The organism is Mesorhizobium sp. WSM4813, from assembly GCF_055811555.1.
In genome coordinates this window covers 108,572-124,163 of the sequence record NZ_JBVVQU010000001.1, presented here as the reverse complement: position 1 = coordinate 124,163, position 15,592 = coordinate 108,572, and the positions used below count along the sequence as shown (strand labels likewise).

At 59.8% G+C, this 15,592-nt stretch carries 14 protein-coding genes and 2 pseudogenes; 9 read left to right on the top strand and 7 right to left on the bottom strand.

The features are described from left to right. Positions 1–185: 185 nt before the first annotated feature. On the bottom strand, positions 186–1,094 hold the full coding sequence (locus AC0L25_RS00615) for a BRCT domain-containing protein (protein ID WP_473593749.1): 909 nt from the start codon (positions 1,092–1,094) through the stop codon (positions 186–188). Positions 1,095–1,701: 607 nt separating this feature from the next. Here AC0L25_RS00615 and AC0L25_RS00610 point away from each other — a divergent pair. After that, positions 1,702–1,863: a hypothetical protein gene (locus AC0L25_RS00610; RefSeq protein WP_473593748.1), complete on the top strand. Its 162-nt coding sequence runs from the start codon at positions 1,702–1,704 to the stop codon at positions 1,861–1,863. A gap of 515 nt (positions 1,864–2,378) precedes the next feature. On the opposite strand, the gene AC0L25_RS00605 is transcribed toward AC0L25_RS00610, so the two are convergent. Together AC0L25_RS00605 and AC0L25_RS00600 are read right to left on the bottom strand one after the other, a co-directional pair. After that, entirely contained in the window at positions 2,379–2,708 is a 330-nt protein-coding gene (locus tag AC0L25_RS00605) for a helix-turn-helix domain-containing protein (protein WP_473593747.1), read from the bottom strand. Positions 2,709–2,772: 64 nt separating this feature from the next. Continuing rightward, positions 2,773–3,126 carry a hypothetical protein gene (locus AC0L25_RS00600; protein ID WP_473593745.1) on the bottom strand — a complete coding sequence of 118 codons (354 nt, stop codon included), beginning with the start codon at positions 3,124–3,126 and terminating at the stop codon, positions 2,773–2,775. Between the two features lie 788 nt (positions 3,127–3,914). On the opposite strand from AC0L25_RS00600, the gene AC0L25_RS00595 reads away from it, so the two are divergent. Both AC0L25_RS00595 and AC0L25_RS00590 read left to right on the top strand, forming a co-directional pair. Then, positions 3,915–4,061 carry a hypothetical protein gene (locus tag AC0L25_RS00595; RefSeq protein WP_473593744.1) on the top strand — a complete coding sequence of 49 codons (147 nt, stop codon included), beginning with the start codon at positions 3,915–3,917 and terminating at the stop codon, positions 4,059–4,061. 83 nt (positions 4,062–4,144) lie between these two features. Beyond that, positions 4,145–4,744, top strand: a complete 600-nt coding sequence (locus AC0L25_RS00590) for a DUF6088 family protein (RefSeq protein ID WP_473593743.1) — start codon at positions 4,145–4,147, stop codon at positions 4,742–4,744. Positions 4,745–5,088: 344 nt separating this feature from the next. On the opposite strand, the gene AC0L25_RS00585 is transcribed toward AC0L25_RS00590, so the two are convergent. The 3 genes from AC0L25_RS00585 to AC0L25_RS00575 form a co-directional block, all read right to left on the bottom strand. Continuing rightward, positions 5,089–5,634: a (2Fe-2S)-binding protein gene (locus AC0L25_RS00585; RefSeq protein WP_473593742.1), complete on the bottom strand. Its 546-nt coding sequence runs from the start codon at positions 5,632–5,634 to the stop codon at positions 5,089–5,091. Further along, positions 5,631–5,789, bottom strand: coding sequence for a hypothetical protein (locus AC0L25_RS00580; protein ID WP_473593741.1), 159 nt, complete (start codon positions 5,787–5,789; stop codon positions 5,631–5,633). Before AC0L25_RS00580 ends, AC0L25_RS00585 begins: the two co-directional genes overlap by 4 nt. A 92-nt stretch (positions 5,790–5,881) precedes the next feature. Next, entirely contained in the window at positions 5,882–6,265 is a 384-nt protein-coding gene (locus AC0L25_RS00575) for a hypothetical protein (protein WP_473593740.1), read from the bottom strand. Between the two features lie 29 nt (positions 6,266–6,294). Between AC0L25_RS00575 and AC0L25_RS00570 the strand changes: the two genes are divergently transcribed. After that, positions 6,295–6,567, top strand: coding sequence for a hypothetical protein (locus tag AC0L25_RS00570; RefSeq protein ID WP_473593739.1), 273 nt, complete (start codon positions 6,295–6,297; stop codon positions 6,565–6,567). Here AC0L25_RS00570 and AC0L25_RS00565 read toward each other — a convergent pair. Further along, on the bottom strand, positions 6,564–7,985 hold the full coding sequence (locus AC0L25_RS00565) for a molybdopterin cofactor-binding domain-containing protein (protein ID WP_473593738.1): 1,422 nt from the start codon (positions 7,983–7,985) through the stop codon (positions 6,564–6,566). The genes AC0L25_RS00570 and AC0L25_RS00565 overlap by 4 nt on opposite strands. A gap of 2,088 nt (positions 7,986–10,073) precedes the next feature. On the opposite strand from AC0L25_RS00565, the gene AC0L25_RS00560 reads away from it, so the two are divergent. From AC0L25_RS00560 to AC0L25_RS00540, 5 genes and pseudogenes are all read left to right on the top strand, one after another. Beyond that, entirely contained in the window at positions 10,074–10,943 is an 870-nt protein-coding gene (locus AC0L25_RS00560) for a hypothetical protein (protein WP_473586327.1), read from the top strand. A 243-nt stretch (positions 10,944–11,186) separates the two neighbouring features. Then, positions 11,187–12,878 carry a type IV secretion system ATPase VirD4 gene (virD4, locus tag AC0L25_RS00555; protein ID WP_473593737.1) on the top strand — a complete coding sequence of 564 codons (1,692 nt, stop codon included), beginning with the start codon at positions 11,187–11,189 and terminating at the stop codon, positions 12,876–12,878. Between the two features lie 342 nt (positions 12,879–13,220). Then, the gene (locus AC0L25_RS00550; protein WP_473593736.1) at positions 13,221–14,258 is read left to right on the top strand and encodes a type III secretion protein; all 1,038 of its coding nucleotides are present in this window, start codon (positions 13,221–13,223) and stop codon (positions 14,256–14,258) included. A 60-nt stretch (positions 14,259–14,318) separates the two neighbouring features. After that, positions 14,319–14,615 (top strand): annotated as a pseudogene (locus AC0L25_RS00545) (type IV secretory system conjugative DNA transfer family protein); the annotation flags it as partial. A 60-nt stretch (positions 14,616–14,675) separates the two neighbouring features. Then, positions 14,676–15,592: pseudogene (locus tag AC0L25_RS00540) on the top strand (Ulp1 family isopeptidase); the annotation flags it as partial.

Genomic DNA, 15,592 nt, shown 5'->3' with positions numbered 1-15,592 from the left:
GGCGGCATGCTCGCAGCCGATCCTTTGCGGGTTGATGGCGCCAGGTGCCGCCGCTACCCGCCTTGAAAAGCGACCCGTATCAGGATTCACTAAGGCTCAGGTGTTCAGACTCCGCGCTTCCGACGACTAGGCTCTGAAGCCGCACCTCCAAGACAATAGGGTTTCCCTTTGCCGGATGGAGGCAGTCAGAAACCCAACGCTTTGGCCAGCATCGGTTCAAGAACCAGATCCGGCCGACCTCCCTTTTCGCGAAGCTCCATTGCCCTTATGATCTTCGTGCCTTCGTGGCTGTGCTTCCAGTCCCGAGACGCTTCGGCCGCGACGATGAGGTAGTCGGTCTGGCCGCAGACGGTGTCCTTCCAATCACCGCCGCGTTCGCAAATCATCGCAGCGATTACCTTTCGCGGGCCGATGGCGAATTTTCCCGTGAGGACGAACATCCGGCTCGGAATCACGAACTGGCTTGCATCCTCCAAGGCGCCGTCGATGACACCCACATTGCCGAAGGTAGGCAGCCCCGTGTCTGTCGCGCTGTCGCCGACAAGACGGGCAATCCACCCGCATATGTCTTCTGCCTCCTCGGCGGTTATGCGACCGTCAGCAAAAGACCTTCTGGCAGTTTCTCCGAGAGATGCCACGCGGCTCTCTCTGCGCAGGACCACACTCGAGTCCAACCTGGACAGCAGTTTTTCGACCTCTGCTGGCGTGATGGAGTTGTCGCAGGCGATACCGGCACAGAATCCGTAGAACTCGTTGACTTCGTCCTTGTCGTCAGCGGCGACAAACTCCGCTGAGCGTATGCCGATTATTGTTTCAAGGACCGCGTAGATCTCTTCGGGCGCGTTACCCCAAATATCCAGATCGCGGATGAGCTCGGCAGCATCATCGTCGTGAAGAAGGGACAGGAACTGCTCTGCTTCGACCCTGAGTGGCGGCATCTCCGCCCGCTCGACCCGCTCGCTGGCCATCACGCCCTTCAAGAACCCGAGCCAGTACCCCAACGCCTTGCGGTGATTTGCCTGCGCATGGACTCTACCGAGCGCGGCCCCTTCGTGTTCGAGTTTACCGCTCCTTCCGCGGAACACTTCAACCATTGTCGCCCCCCTCTACTCTACTTTTCGATTGTAGCAGACCTCACAACACTCATCTATCCGCCGACTAGACAACGCGTGCCGAAATCGGAAGGCTTAATCCTCTTAGCTCCTTGCTTTCGAAATCGGTGGGGCCAGGTTGCCATCCCCCGGAACGGCGTTTCGCCCGAGCGGCCGACCAAAGAAGACGCTCTGGACTCACCTAGGATCAGGCCGCCGGAACCCGGTCCGCCTCCGACGCGCTCTGTCCCTCGCGCAGCCGTGCTCGTCCTCAAGGGACGCTCCGCTCAAGCCCTTGCGGAGTGCGCGCGCCTGTCGCTTGACGGGACGCGCGACGGCGGCTCCGGGGATCAGGCTTGGTTCCAGACCGCTTCGTGCGGGAACCGCAGACCGCCTTTCGCCCACTATGCCGACCCTGTTCTGTCCCTGGCGCTGCCGTGCTTGTCACCTTTGATTGCATCTGCCGAATTCTCGCGTATCCTGCGGCTGCGCATGTGAGCACAAGGTGGCGCCTGGCGCTTCGACGAGCCACCCCAGCAAGAATCAGCGTCGGCATGGCGACCGAAAATGCTGAGGCAAGAGACCGCCACTCCAGAAGGAAACGTTCGTCATGGATTCCCATGCCGTTATTGCGTCCCTGCCAATCGCCGGGGCCGACCGTAACTTGCTTATCGAGGCCGCCAACGCCGCGTTCGAAAGGGTCATTGAGCGGATTGAGCCGGCCAACGAGAAGCTGACTCGCACCCTATGGGACGCCGAGTCCTATCGATAATGAAATCACGGCAGACATGTTGCCTATTTCCCGGGACGAGGCTGCGTACCTCGTCGACGTGTTCCTGGTGCATCATGTCATCGGACTAGCTGTCGCAGCAGACGAGGAGGCCGCTGAATCCCGGCCGTGAACCTCCCAAGAGGCAGCTGGATCTGCCTGCTGCAATCTCGCGGGCCGCGCGATCAATGCAGTGACCTTTGCCGCCATCTCTTCAAGGGTGGCGGTGAGCCGGTTTATCTAGGAGGCGGTGGCGGCCAGTTCCGGGCCGTAGCGGTGACGAGATATTCCGGTGCTGGCTAAGGGACTGGAGATGCTTGGCCGTCTTCGCGCGAAGGCGCAGGCCCGCCTCCAGGGCGTGCTCCGTGCGTCTCGACAGGTCGTGCTGCAGTTTGCGGATCTGATTGGGATATGCCCACGATGGGAGCAAAGCGCGGTCGGGTTAGAGTTCATTGGCATGCCGAGTAGCCGCGCGATGGAGTGGCCGTTCCGACGGCCTCTCCCCAAGACTTAGACTACTAGGGAGACGGCGCCGCCACTTCGTCCTCCATGTCGAGCGATTTTTCGACTGCCTCCGGATTCCGGGCGATGGTCCAAAGCAGAGTATTCGCCGCTGCATCCGGTTCCGAGCGACCTTGCTCCCAGTTTCGAAGCGTTGCCAGATCGAGGCCATACCTCACGGAGAACGCCTCCTGGGACAGCTTAGTGCTATCCCGAACTTCGCGAACGCTTATCGGCCGCGGCGCATGAACCTTCGCGATCACTCCGGCGGACGAGAGTTCGTCCTTCAGTGCCCGCAGGTCGTCGACGCAAGGAACAGTCACGAACGCCTTGCCCTGATCGACCATCTCCGTGAGGACCGCATGGGCCGTCCTCAGCGGCAGCTGTCTCCTGACGAGAACCCGAGCAGCCTCAGGAGTATTCGCGCCGTGTAAAAAGCTGAGGCTCAGCCGGACGGGAGAGCCTGACGATACCTGGACGACGTCCCGGGTTCGCACCCGTTGTCCGAACCGCTCCATGAACTTCGATGTAGTCGACATTAAGCTTCTCCGCGATCACTCGACCGAGCTTGCGCAATTTTGACCAACCCCATTGGACCTGGGCATCGCCCCCAATATGGAGGTCACGGACAACAAGATGGTTGCTGCCCATCTCCACGTCCCCCAATAGCTGAAGCACGCCATCGGGCGTGACGACATCAAAGAGGAGGCATGGGTCCTCCGAAATTTCAGCGTCCACAATGAGTTCGATATCATCGGGCTGCACACGCGTTCCCTACGCAAATTGCTTATAGAAAGTATGTCGGGTGCTGGCGAGGGTCAAGGCCTCACCGGCCTTCGAATTGGCCCGATGCTGGCAACTCCCGAATCGTGCCAACTTGGCGCTGCCGGGCCGCTCGGACGAGGTGAAAACTCACCGCTGCGAGCTTGGCCCGGGAGCGCCTACGACCTGGTGCTCCGCGCAGACTCCGCCATCGGGTCGGTTGCAGCCGTGGCATCCCTCCCTTTGGAGAGCTTCAGCAACGCAACTCCGGGCTGACAACAACCGCCTTCTATTTTGGGGTCTTTGAAAAAACACCTTGCCTGCTATGTGTCTAAAATCGATTTTTGTTAAACGGAATTTGCGGAAACCCCGATGATGAAGACAGCTGTACGGGCGCGCGCCAAGGATCCAAGGGCAAGCGGACGAGGACCCTTCCCAAACTGGCTGAGAAATTGCAGATGCGTCGCTTGGCAGTATTAACGCCGTCCTGCAGAGGGCGGAAGAATCCGGCCTGCGCGCTGAGAAGGACGGCAGGATTGCGGGGCGGGTGAGTGCTGATCTAGTCAAGAAGGCCAAAGCTCGAACCGGATTGACGTCTGATACCGAGCTCGTCGAATTTGCGTTGGCCAATGTGGCTCTGGAAGACAACTGCGCCCGAGACCTTCAGGAAAACAAGGGGAACTGTGGATCCGACGCTGAAGTTCGGATTCTGAATTGGCCGATTTCGACTTGGTGCGGCCGTAAGATGATCGCGATTTGATCCCCAAAAAACCTTGAGCCGCGGCCCCGACATGGAGCTGCCGATCATCGGCAACCTCGTCGGGCCTGAAGTTCCGGGCGAAGGCGGCAATGATCCAGCCATCTTCGGCAGTCGCCTGACCCGGGATGCCTCATTCGTCCACGCAGGACGGCTCCAAGACCTGCGGCAGCTGCCCTGATCCCGTTCCAAAAGCTCAATGCAGACTTCCGGTTATGGACAGGCAGGCCGCGTCATAATTTGGATGGGATATAGCGTCGAGATTTGGCCATAGCCGATCTTGAACTGTTCTTTCCGATCAATACGATAAGAGACATTTCGGTCAGAACTCGAATCTTCTCTCTGACAGGAGCTAATGCCATGGAAGGGGTCACACGGGCGATTCAAATGCGTACGAAAAGAGCAAAGGAAGGTGCTTTGCTCACTTCAAAGGAATTCGCTGGCTCTGGAAACCGTGCGGCAGCCGATCAAGCTCTCAGCAGACTTGCCAAAAAGGGCGAACTGGCGCGCGTCTACAGAGGAATGTACACGCCCTCCAGGAAGACGCCGTATGGATATGTGCTGCCGGAAGCGGAAGCCGTCGTGAAGTCGTACGCTTCCTTGTCAGGGGAGAAGGTCGTCAATACCGGTGCTACGGCGGCGAACCGGCTCGGCCTGACGACACAAGTTCCGGTTCAAACAGTCTTTCTCACGACCGGAAAGTCGAAGAAGCTGAAACTTGGCCGCCGCACAATACGCCTCAAGCACGCGCCCGCCTGGATCACGAGCCTGCCAAAGAACAGTCGGGCGAAGCCATCCGGGCAATCGCGCACCTTGGCCGAGCTAACGGTGTCCACTACGCGAAGTTGCTCAAGAACAGACTGACACCCGAGGAATGGACTCGCGTAGTCGCCCTCAAGGCGAAAGTGCCAGCTTGGGTCCATGCGGCGATCTCGAAAGCAGAAAATGAGCGGTGAACCGTTCTTCGATTTGAAACGGGGCCAAGAAAGAGACGCTCTTCTGGACCGCTTCGGCAACATTGGGACGCAAGCCGCATATTCTTGCGAGGCGTGCCGCGCAAGCGCAGGCACGGACGAGAACTATTTGACCGTATCGCGGCAAGCAAAGGGGACAGGCCCGGGTTCCGAAAACAGACCGCCCGTATTGGCTGCACGTCGACCTGATGCGTGCCGCAGGCCAAATATCCAGGAACGCCTCATCGCCGGACCTCAGCTCTGTACCAGGCCGGGCGTGCTCAGGATCACGTGACGGACCGCCTCATAATAACGGACATAACCAGTGCAACGACAAATGTGCGGCGCAAGCGCCTGCTCGATCGTGCGTTCGACATCGGCCCTGTGGACCGGCTTCTCTTTGAGACGCTCAACCAGCACGGTTGCACCGCTGACAAAGCCTGGCGTGCAATAGCCGCACTGGAACGAAAAACGTTCGACGAAGGCCTGCTGAATCGCGGAGAGCCGAACGACATCGCCATTCGCGTCGCGTTCGGCATGCGCTTCGATGGTGCGGACGGACTTGCCCTCGAAGAAATGCGCTCCGGTGATGCAGCTGCGGATCTCGCGGGAACTTCCTTCTCGCCCATCGAGAATGATCGCGCAGGCGTGGCAGATGCCTTGGCCGCAGCCAAGCCGCGAGCCCGTAAGGTTGAGATATTCGTGCAGGAAGTCGATCATCATGAGATCGTCAGGTACGTCGAACGGCCCGACCTTCCGATTGTTGACGGTCATCGAAAGTGGTCGCGTGGCAACGGTCACGGCAGCGCCTCCAAAATCTTCTCTGGCGTGATCGGCGTCTGATAAAAACGCTTGCCGATGGCATGGTTGACGGCATTGACGATCGCCGGAACGATGGCGATCATCACGACCTCGGCCATTCCCTTTGGTGGGTCGACATCGGAAAGCGGCGCCAACACCTCCGATGTCTGCGTCCAGACCGCGACAATCCCTGGCATGCGGCAGGCGATACCGGTTCCAGTTCCACGTCCCGTCGCCGGGACCGTCCTCATAGAGCGGCAATTCCTCGAGCAAAGCGTGGCCGACGCCCATCGCCAGGCCGCCTAAGCTGACCCGAGACGAGTTCCGGCACGATTTGAGTGCCGCATTCGAGGATGGAATAATGCGACAGGAGCTTCACGTCGCCTGAGGCGGTGTCCATGGCCACCTCGGCGATCGTGGCCATGCCCGTATAACAGGTGCCGGCAGCCTTCAGGCGCCGTACCGGCGGATAGAAGACCTGGCGCCGGTCGAGAAAATGGAAGCCGCCGGAGGTCATCAGCGCCTTCAAACCAGCTGGCGCGCTCTGGCCATAGCAGACCGAAAGCGCGTCGACCGGCAAGCGGACGGCGCCGACGTTCGGCACATCGAACACCGCCTCGGTCCATTGCAAGCGGTTGAACGCCCTCGTTTATTTCACCGGTGAGCGCCTCAAACTGTGCCTATTTCGTCGGCCACGCCACGCGGACGGCGGCGCGCGCGCTGCTGCGCCTGTGGCTCTGGCCGGCTGCGGTCGCGCTCTGGTCGAGTGGACCGGGCGGCGGGCGGGCGGGGCCGCTCGCTATCGACATGGCGGACGTGCGAATCGCACATGGCAAATTGTCGGCTGGAGGAATGGAGCCGCTCGCACTGGAACAACTCGCGGCGGCGGCGCACAGGCTCGGCCTGGTCACGGGGGTCAGCGTCCATGTCTAGGGCTCCTCGGTCGAGACGAGAGGCATCTCGGGCCAGTCGACGATCCCGAAGGCGCAGTCGTCCGGCACCCGGCCGATGATGTCCGCGACCATCACCGCCTGCGAGGTGGTCAGGCCCGTGCCGATATCATTGCCGTTCTGGCGCATGGTGAGCCGGCCGGACGGATCGAGCGACAGAGTGGTCACCGCTGCCTCGGCTCCGGTGCCGTAATCCTTCTGCACCTGCGCGAAACCGATGCCATAGCACTTACCCGGATTGGCGGTATCGAACGCCGCTTTGTTCGGAGCGCGATCCCTCCACAACGGATGGGCACGGGCCCGCTCCAGGATCTCCTCGGTCCTTAGCGCCTCGCCGGCAATGGCGCCCTGCGAGTTCTTCATGCCGGTCTTGAACGCGTTCTTGAGGCGAAGCTCGATCGGATCGATGCCGAGCAGTTCGGCCGCTTCATCGACCATCATCTCGGTCGCGGCCATGGTCTGCAGCGTTCCGTACCCGCGCGTCGAGCCAGCATCGACAGCGCGCGAAGCGCGGACCTCGACCGAGAAATCGCTCTTCGGCAGATAATAGATGCTTTGTGCCGCGCTGGCCCCGAATTTGCCAACGTCGGGCGAAAAATTGCGCCGTCCTCCGGCATCCGTCCGATAGGTGCCTTTCATGATGCGGAAGGCGTGCGTGGAGCGATCCACGACAAGCGTATTCTCCATCCAGAAGGCATGGCGCTTCAACCCCATCTGGAACTGCTCGAAGCGGTCGCTGGCAAGACGCACCGGGCGCCCGTCGCCATAGAGGCCTGCCAGGATAGCGTAGTAGGGGAAGATGGAATGATCCTTGCTACCGTATCCGACCGTGTAACCGATCGAAAGGTCGAGCGCCTTCACCGCGAACCGCGATTTCAGCACTTCCAACGTGGAGATCGCCACCTCATAAGGCGATTGGGTCGCGATGAGTGCGTGCAGGGTCGAACTGCCCGGCTCGAACCAGGCATTACCATTGTCGGCTTCCATCGCGCAGGCATCGGTCGACTGCGAGAAATAGCTGCGCTTCAGGACCAATGCGTCGTCGCCGGTTGCCGTGATCTCACGCTCGATCTCGCCCGCCGCCCACAGGGCGCGGGCCGCGGCATCGCCGCTCTGATCCGGCTTCGGCCAGACGACCCGATCGCGCTCGAAACTTCCGTAGATGGCGGTGCCTTCGAGCGGAGCGGTTTCATCCGATGCCGCGCCGCCGATGCGCACGAACCGGCTGGCGCCGTAATGCGGTGGCGTGTCGTAGCCGGCGGCCGTCCCCCAGCGCACGATGCCCTTGGCGGAACGGACCAGCCGCTTGGCCGCGTCGAACCGCGCGAAATCGTTGTAGATCAAGAGCGCGACCGGCTGACCGAGCAGGCGCGGAATGCGTCCCGTCGGCACCAGGAACATGTCGCCATAGAAGCCGGGAGTCGTCGTTTCCGGCGGCGCAAGACCATCGCGGACAAGGTCTTCGCCGGCGGTTGGGCTTGAGATCTTCGCCCAGCACTGAGAGGTCCAGCCCGTCGAACGGGGCGTCGGCCCGGGTGACGCGGATCAGGAAGGCGTGGCTCTGTTCCTGCGGCCAGCCCGCTATGTCACGCGCACGAAAATCGCGGGTAAAGCTCTCATCCCCGGTGACCTTGGCCACGGCGTCCATCCGAAAACGCGGCCGACCGTCCGGTCCGATCCAGTTTGGCGAACGGCCGGGCGAATTGGCAATGAGCGCAGCCGATGCGGGCCGACCCAGAAAACCGATCTTGACCGCGATCCCCGCGCCAGCCGCCGCTGCGATGAACTGGCGCCGCGAAAAGCTGCCGCTCATGCCGTCTCCCCGAACGGCCCATAGCCCGACCCCACACCCGGCCGGCTCGTCTCGCCTGGATATTCCCGACTCGGGCCGTTCCGCCATTCCGGCATCGATGACAAACGGAACGGCCTTGCCAGATCATGAAAATCGCCGGGCGTTTTGTAGAAGTCCGCAAGATTGAAGCGCATGACTTCTGCTTCGGATCCAAATCTCCTGATACACATGTCCTCTGTTGTGAGTCCTTCCGCCCCGCGGAATCAACATTGCGAGTTTTTCCGTTCATGCATCCGACCACCGTTATGGGGCGGCATTATTCTCACAGCCAAGACTGGCCGCCCACATGCAGAGCTCCCGCCAAACCCAGCAGCGCTGCGCGGCCGAAATGTCTAGTCACGTTTGCGAAGCGCGTGTTGGAATCGGTGATTCTGCGACACATTACCGCCGCGGTTTGGCCACGGAGTTGCCTCAATGTCCCACGACATAGCCGGCGTTGCCTGAGACGGTTCGGTCCGGCACCGGCTCAAACAAGCCCCCCCGCCCTAGGGTCAGTGCCGGATCGAACCACTCTCTTCTTGAGGGACCCAGGTCCGAGCCCCGAAATGTGCTCAGCAGAAGCAAGCTGATCCGCTTCATTAATCGATGCGTCGTCTCCCAAATTGCACAGGGCGGCAAAGACCTGCACAGCAACAATGGTTTGAGGCGCCTCGGCTTCAGGCGAGAGGCAACTCTGGCCGGCTCTACGATGCCTTCGTTGTGAGAGGATCCTTCAAAGTAGCAAACTGATGCTAGTAGCTAAGCAGCCTTGCATACCCGTCGCAGCTCTCGATGCTCCCATCTAGTTGGTTTCCTCAACCGTGCCTGATGATCCAACGATCACCTCGATGTTGCAGTGATCGTGGTAGATTTCGGTCACTGTGCCTTGGGTCTGGCTGTAGATCGGCTCCCTGTTCCCATGGTCGTGGTCGAATTAAATGTTGGAACCGTGTACAGCCGGGTCTCAGGCTTTCCCACGTGAAAACACGCTTACCGTCTATCTTGCTCTCCCGCATCGGGGTAGCCTAGGGGGTGAAATGCCGCTTTGTAGGATCGGCCTCTAACGATATTAGGCCTGCGAGACGGGCGGCATTGCGCGATGCCGTGCTGCCCGCCCGCGCGAGCGATTTTTCCCGGTCGGGCCTTTGCTCCTCGCCTGGCGCCGGTTGGGTCGGGAGATTGCCACGACCTGCAGCAGGAATGCCTTGGTGCTATCATGCACGGCGATGCTATTAGCGCGGCGCTGCGCAAATTGCCCATCAGGTCGCGACTGATTTCCTTGCCAAGGAAGCAGGACAGCTCGGCCGCGGCTGATCAGTTGCAGTGGGCGATGGTCGTCATCGAAACCCTCGAGCATGCAAACCTGCGCTCAAACGAGAAGCTGCTGCGGGGGGACATCATGTCGGGCTCTTGCAAGGACCGGAAGGAGTGGGCGAAAGAGTCGGCGTCCGGCGTGCCATTCATGCCATCAGGCAGAACCCCACTCATCGCATTTGGTGCCAGCCTCATCGTATTTTCTTTGGCTCAGACGGGCTCTTGGCAGACCCACAGAGCTGGGAACCCTCTGCGAGACTACAACTGTAACACCATATTGGTTTAGCAGATCAAGCTTCGGTGGTAACCTCATGGGGTAGAGAAACGACTTTGGAGGCCGAGGAATGGATCGCGATAATGAACGGGCACGCGCAGCTGCAAGTTCATCCCAAGGCGTGGGGAAACGCAGTACCCTCCGTGACGTTCCAGAGGGGCCATTGAGCGATGTTGCAGAACGGCTAGTAACCGCTAACCCGCGCGACACAGCGCGAAATCTTGGGGGCTTCAAAGCCCTCGGGACGCACGAGCGAACAGCCGTTCGGGGCACTCAACCCGGGCCAGAAACTGACCTCGCGACATTTGAACGGCGGGCCAATCAGCTCGGACGATCAGCCATCGATCTGGCCGAGAAATTGACAGCCGGATTGGGGTTCAACTCGGATGATGTAGCATTGCTCCAAGTCAGAGCGGCTAGTAATGTAGGCCATTTTCTAGGGCCCCAGAAGCAGACTGCTCTTGTTAATCGCATTGGCAACATGGACCCAATGGAGCAAGCTATAGGGGTTATGTTTGTGGCGCAAAACTTCAGTAAGTTTAATGACCAAAATAAATCTCGTATTTTTGAGCAGGCCATTGAATTGGCTGCTGATCCTCATCAGCACCACATGGTCAAGGCGACCGCCCAAAATGCTATTGTCACCGCGTATCACCAGTTAGACGCAAATCAACAAGCGCAAGCTTACTCACTTCCCGACCTGCATGGCCTGTTGCAGAACATGCCTCCGCCGCAGCATGCAGCAGAGGAACGGAGTGCGAATTTGGACGGCCACATAGCAGCTATTGCGGCTTCAGTCCGTGATACAGTAGGCCCGCAAACCTCCTTTGAACAGCTGCGGCGGGGTGGTCAAGTCGGGCAGTCCATAAGCCACGCCTACAATCACGCTCGCGAGGATCTAATGGCTGCCTCCAGAAGCAGAGATCGCTCCGGCCGTTGAGGTCTCGGCCATGGTACAGTGACGCTTTCTCCCCGAATTCCGTCACGGCCGTGCCATCTCCAATTCGCTGGCCGTTGATGTACCTGCTTGGTGTAACTTTTAAAGACCACGTCTGCCGGGTGGTGCGTGCAAGCATCGCACCACCCGCTCCGGCATCGATCTGTCGAGCGGCGACATCGCGCGACGTCGCTCCGGCGTCTGAAGCAAGCGCAGCATTAGCTACGCTAATCCGGCAATGGAACAATGCCTTCAACAAAAACGACGCCCCCCAGCATAGCCATTAGCATCGCGTGCTCACTCACCTTGGGCTTCTGCGCGGCAAGTCTGTACGCAACGTTCCGCCATGGGGGTAGCGGCGAGGCTTTGATGACGTTTGACGTCCGTGCCTTTTGGTTCGAGACGCCCTTCTATCGGGGTTTCGCGACCCCCGTCTTCTATCAGGGCGTAGCTATCGTGCTCGCAACGTCCGCGCTCGTCTTGCTGATTCAGCAGATCGTATTACGGCGTAAACTTGAACATCACGGGACGGCGCGCTGGGCGCGAGTGGATGAAATGCGACGCACGGGTTATCTACGCCGATACCGTGGCGTGACAGGTCCGATTTTTGGGAAGACGAGTGGCCCTTTCTGGCCTGGCTACTACCTGACCAATGGCGAGCAGCCTCACAGCCTCATCGTTGCACCAACCCGTGCTGGCAAGGGCGTCGGCATAGTCATTCCAACGCTCCTTACATTCAAAGGCTCGGTGATAGCTCTCGACGTGAAGGGGGAGCTCTTTGAGCTTACCTCGAGGGCGCGCAAAGCCGCAGGCGACAACGTGTTCAAATTCGCGCCGCTGGATTCGGAGCGGCGCACCAACTGCTACAATCCGCTGTTGGATCTTATAGCGCTGCCTCCACAGCTGCAATTCACCGAAGCCCGCCGCTTGGCCGCAAACCTGATCACGGCCAAGGGGGAGGGCGCGGAAGGTTTCGTCAGCGGCGCGCGAGATATCTTTGTCGCGGGCATCCTTGCCTGCATCGAGCGGGGCACGCCAACAATCGGCGCCGTCTATGACCTCTTCGCCCAGCCGGGGGAGAAGTTCAAGCTCTTCGCGCAACTCGCCATGGAGACCCGGAACAAAGAGGCACAACGCATCTTCGACGACATGGCGGGGAACGATACAAAAATCCTGACCTCCTACACGTCCGTCCTCGGCGATGGCGGGCTCAATCTGTGGGCGGATCCGGCTGTAAAGGCAGCTACAAGTCGCTCGGACTTTTCGGTCTATGATCTTCGCCGTCGCAGAACGTGCATCTATCTGTGCGTCGGTCCGAACGACCTTGAGGTGATCGCGCCTTTGATACGCCTGTTCTTTCAGCAAATCGTTTCAATTCTACAGCGGTCGCTGCCCCGCCAAGATGAAAAGAACGAGGTTCTCTTTCTGCTCGACGAGTTCAAGCACTTGGGTAAGCTGGAGGCGATCGAGACCGCAATTACGACTATCGCGGGCTACAAGGGGCGTTTCATGCTCATCATCCAAAGCCTTTCGGCACTGACGGGGGCTTATGGAGAGGCTGGCAAGCAGAATTTTCTGAGCAATACCGGCCTGCAAGTGTTCATGGCCACTGCCGATGACGAGACCCCAACCTACATTTCCAAAGCCATCGGTGAATACACGTTTGAAGCCAAGTCGATTTCCTACAGCCAGGCGCGAACGTTCGATTGGAACATTCAGAATTCGCATCAAGGTGCACCGCTGTTGCGTCCCGAACAGGTTCGGCTGCTCGATGAAGACTACGAGATTATTCTCATCAAAGGCCTGCCACCATTGCAATTGAGGAAGGTGCGATATTTTTCGGACCGCATCCTTAAACGCATCTTCGAAAGCCAGACAGGCGCCCTCCCGGAGCCGCCACCCTTGATGGAAGCTCATCCAGATGACACTGACGGTTAAGCGCCCGTCTCGCGTATCCCGTCCCTCGGCGATCGGAAACTCCACTACAGGTGAACGGCTATGGGAATTTGCATCTCCAAATCCTCCGGATCGACTCGACATGCGGAAGAGTCGCCGCGAGAATCCACGGCAGCGCTGAGGGTCTCCCTGGGCACGCCTGCCGACAGGTTGCGACGGGGCGGAGATGCGCCTCTGGAGCCACATCAGATCCAGCAGGCCGCCTATCATATGGGAGCGTGTGTCGTCGGTGACGACGTCACCAGCCCGATAAGACTCGCGACAGCGGGGCAAACAGTTCACGACGTTCGCCTGCTGCTCAAGCATGGCCGGGGAAACGTTAAGGTGGACGACATTCCCTCTCACGGCCACAACAGCATCGGATCGTCGGTTGCAATGAGGGGAGCAGACGACAACATTAAGGTTGCAGTGGCCGTCGTCATGGGAGCGGCGTGCTGCAATCAGACCGCTCCCCTTTCCGCTATCGTCCACGCCCCACACATGGCGGCCGACGAGCGGAGTATGACCTCTAGTGCTTCCGTGTCAATGAAAGAGATAACCGACCAAGGTGATGAGATCCCAGTCAAGACGGGTCACATTTGGAACGAACTGCGGCGCGGAAGCCGCGACGCGAGGTCGACCGTGGTTATGGATGCCTGGGCCAACGGTCCCGCTGTTCGGTTGAAAGACAGCGCATGGAGCGGAGTGCCGGTCAAGGAAGGTCATTGGTCGATGGACAAAAGCACCGCCGAATTCCTGAAAAACCGTGTTGAGGGGTTGATTCCGTTCGTGCATCCGGACGCAAATGAACAGACTGCCAACGATTTGCGCCGCAAGCAAAACGCACCCGTATCGTGGGAGAAATATGCAGAAGTACAGGTGATCTCACCCGAGTTCGCCGATAGTGTACGCAACGCATTGTCCCGTATTCCTGAAGGCCAACAAAGGGAAATCGCATCACTGATGATTCAGGAAGCCTACGGAATGGATCCTTCCTCGCGCACGCACCAAGACGCAGTGGGATCAGTTCTGGTGGCCGCCAACCAACTGGACTCGCTGCCCCGGCCTCCTGTCGAGCCGCCGGAATTGGCGGCGTATCACCAGTTCGACGCAAATCAACAGGCCCAAGCTCACGCAGTTCCCGGCATGCAAGATATCTTGCCGCACATGCCTCCGCCGCAGCATGCAGCAGAGGAACGGAATGTGAATCTGGACGGCCACATAGCAGGTCTTGCGGCTGAAGTCCGTGCGACAGGTGCACAAATCTCTTATGAACAGCTGCGGCGGGGTGGTCAAGTCGGGCAGTCCATAAGCCACGCCTACAATCACGCCCGCGAGGATCTAATGGCTGCCTCCAGGAGCAGAGATCGCTCCGGCCGTTGAGGTCTCGGCCATGGTAAGTGACGCCTTCTCCCCGAATTCCGTTCACGGCCTTGCCATTTCCGAACGTTCGATTGGAACATTCAGATTTCGCATCAAGGTGCACCGCTGTTGCGTCCCGAACAGGTTCGGCTGCTCGATGAAGACTACGAGATTGTTCTCATCAAAGGCCTGCCACCATTGCAATTGAGGAAGGTGCGATATTTTTCGGACCGCATCCTTAAACGCATCTTCGAAAGCCAGACAGGCGCCATCCCGGAGCCGGCACCCTTGATGGAAGCAGACGAGGGGCTTTTGGCAGAATCTCAACCCGATGAGCAGCTGCGCGGATTGGCGCAGAACTTTGACGATACAGTTTGATGTGAGGCTAGTATGAACCCGCGAAATAGTAACCCATCCCGGGTAGCAGCTTTGTCGCAGGTGCAGGACGCCGGCTTGGAAGAGGGGCCAGCGGTCCAGGCCCGGCAAGTGGGCGCTGAGCAGTACCTTGCCGAGACCCGGAGGCTGTTCGATCAAGCTGATGAGTCGCCAACCAGTCGAGAGGAGCGGCTGCGACTGGAACAGGGATTCCGCGAAGTGCTTCAGGGACGGCAGGATGATCAAGCCGCCTCGTCTTTTTTCAGCGACCCAGGGATGCCCGCTGGACCGGGTGACCACAACAGCTTCGTGGCCGACGCTTTCGCAGCGGCCGGCTCTGGGCACATTGAGGCCGCCGCCCCGCCAACGTTAGCTGCCAGCCAACAGCAGATCCGGCCCTCGCCGGATGCGCTTGACCAGGGCAACCACCTGCCACCCGAGCGGGTCATCATCAACAATGAACATTCCACAGCGCTGCTGCGGCCAGCGGAGAGGCAGAGGGCCCTAAATACGCCGCAAGCCGCCGCCATTCAGCAGCCGCTGATGCCATTGGAGGGGGTACCCGTTCAAGGGACAAGGTCCGAACACATCGGAAGGCCGCATGCGGAGGCCGCGCCCTCCGCAAGGTCTGAGAAGCCCCCCGCTGCGATCGAGGACTCTATAAACGTTTCATTCGCCGTCCCCAAAGGCTTCTCCCATGGGACTCAACGCGTCCCAGAGGCGATGCTCTCTTTCCGCCATGGCCCCTTGCCGGATGCGGGCCAGGCCCGGCAAGTGAGTTTTGAGCAGCACGTGGCCCAGCCGCGCCGAGCCGATCCGGCTCCTGTCGCGAGTGGCGCCCGTGCTACCCGCTATCCCCATCTGTCCGACGAACACCGGGACGTTATTGATAAGGCGATCACTCACGCTGCGGTTCAGCAAAAATATAGCGAGAGCACGGTCCGAAAATACACGTATTCACTTCGCCGATTGGCGAATGA

Coding starts and splice junctions, on each gene's coding strand:
- AC0L25_RS00615 (WP_473593749.1), bottom strand. CDS start 1,094: ATGGTTGAAGTGTTCCGCGGAAGGAGCGGTAAACTCGAACACGAAGGG.
- AC0L25_RS00610 (WP_473593748.1), top strand. CDS start 1,702: ATGGATTCCCATGCCGTTATTGCGTCCCTGCCAATCGCCGGGGCCGAC.
- AC0L25_RS00605 (WP_473593747.1), bottom strand. CDS start 2,708: ATGGTCGATCAGGGCAAGGCGTTCGTGACTGTTCCTTGCGTCGACGAC.
- AC0L25_RS00595 (WP_473593744.1), top strand. CDS start 3,915: ATGGAGCTGCCGATCATCGGCAACCTCGTCGGGCCTGAAGTTCCGGGC.
- AC0L25_RS00565 (WP_473593738.1), bottom strand. CDS start 7,985: ATGTTCCTGGTGCCGACGGGACGCATTCCGCGCCTGCTCGGTCAGCCG.
- AC0L25_RS00560 (WP_473586327.1), top strand. CDS start 10,074: ATGGATCGCGATAATGAACGGGCACGCGCAGCTGCAAGTTCATCCCAA.
- virD4 (WP_473593737.1), top strand. CDS start 11,187: ATGCCTTCAACAAAAACGACGCCCCCCAGCATAGCCATTAGCATCGCG.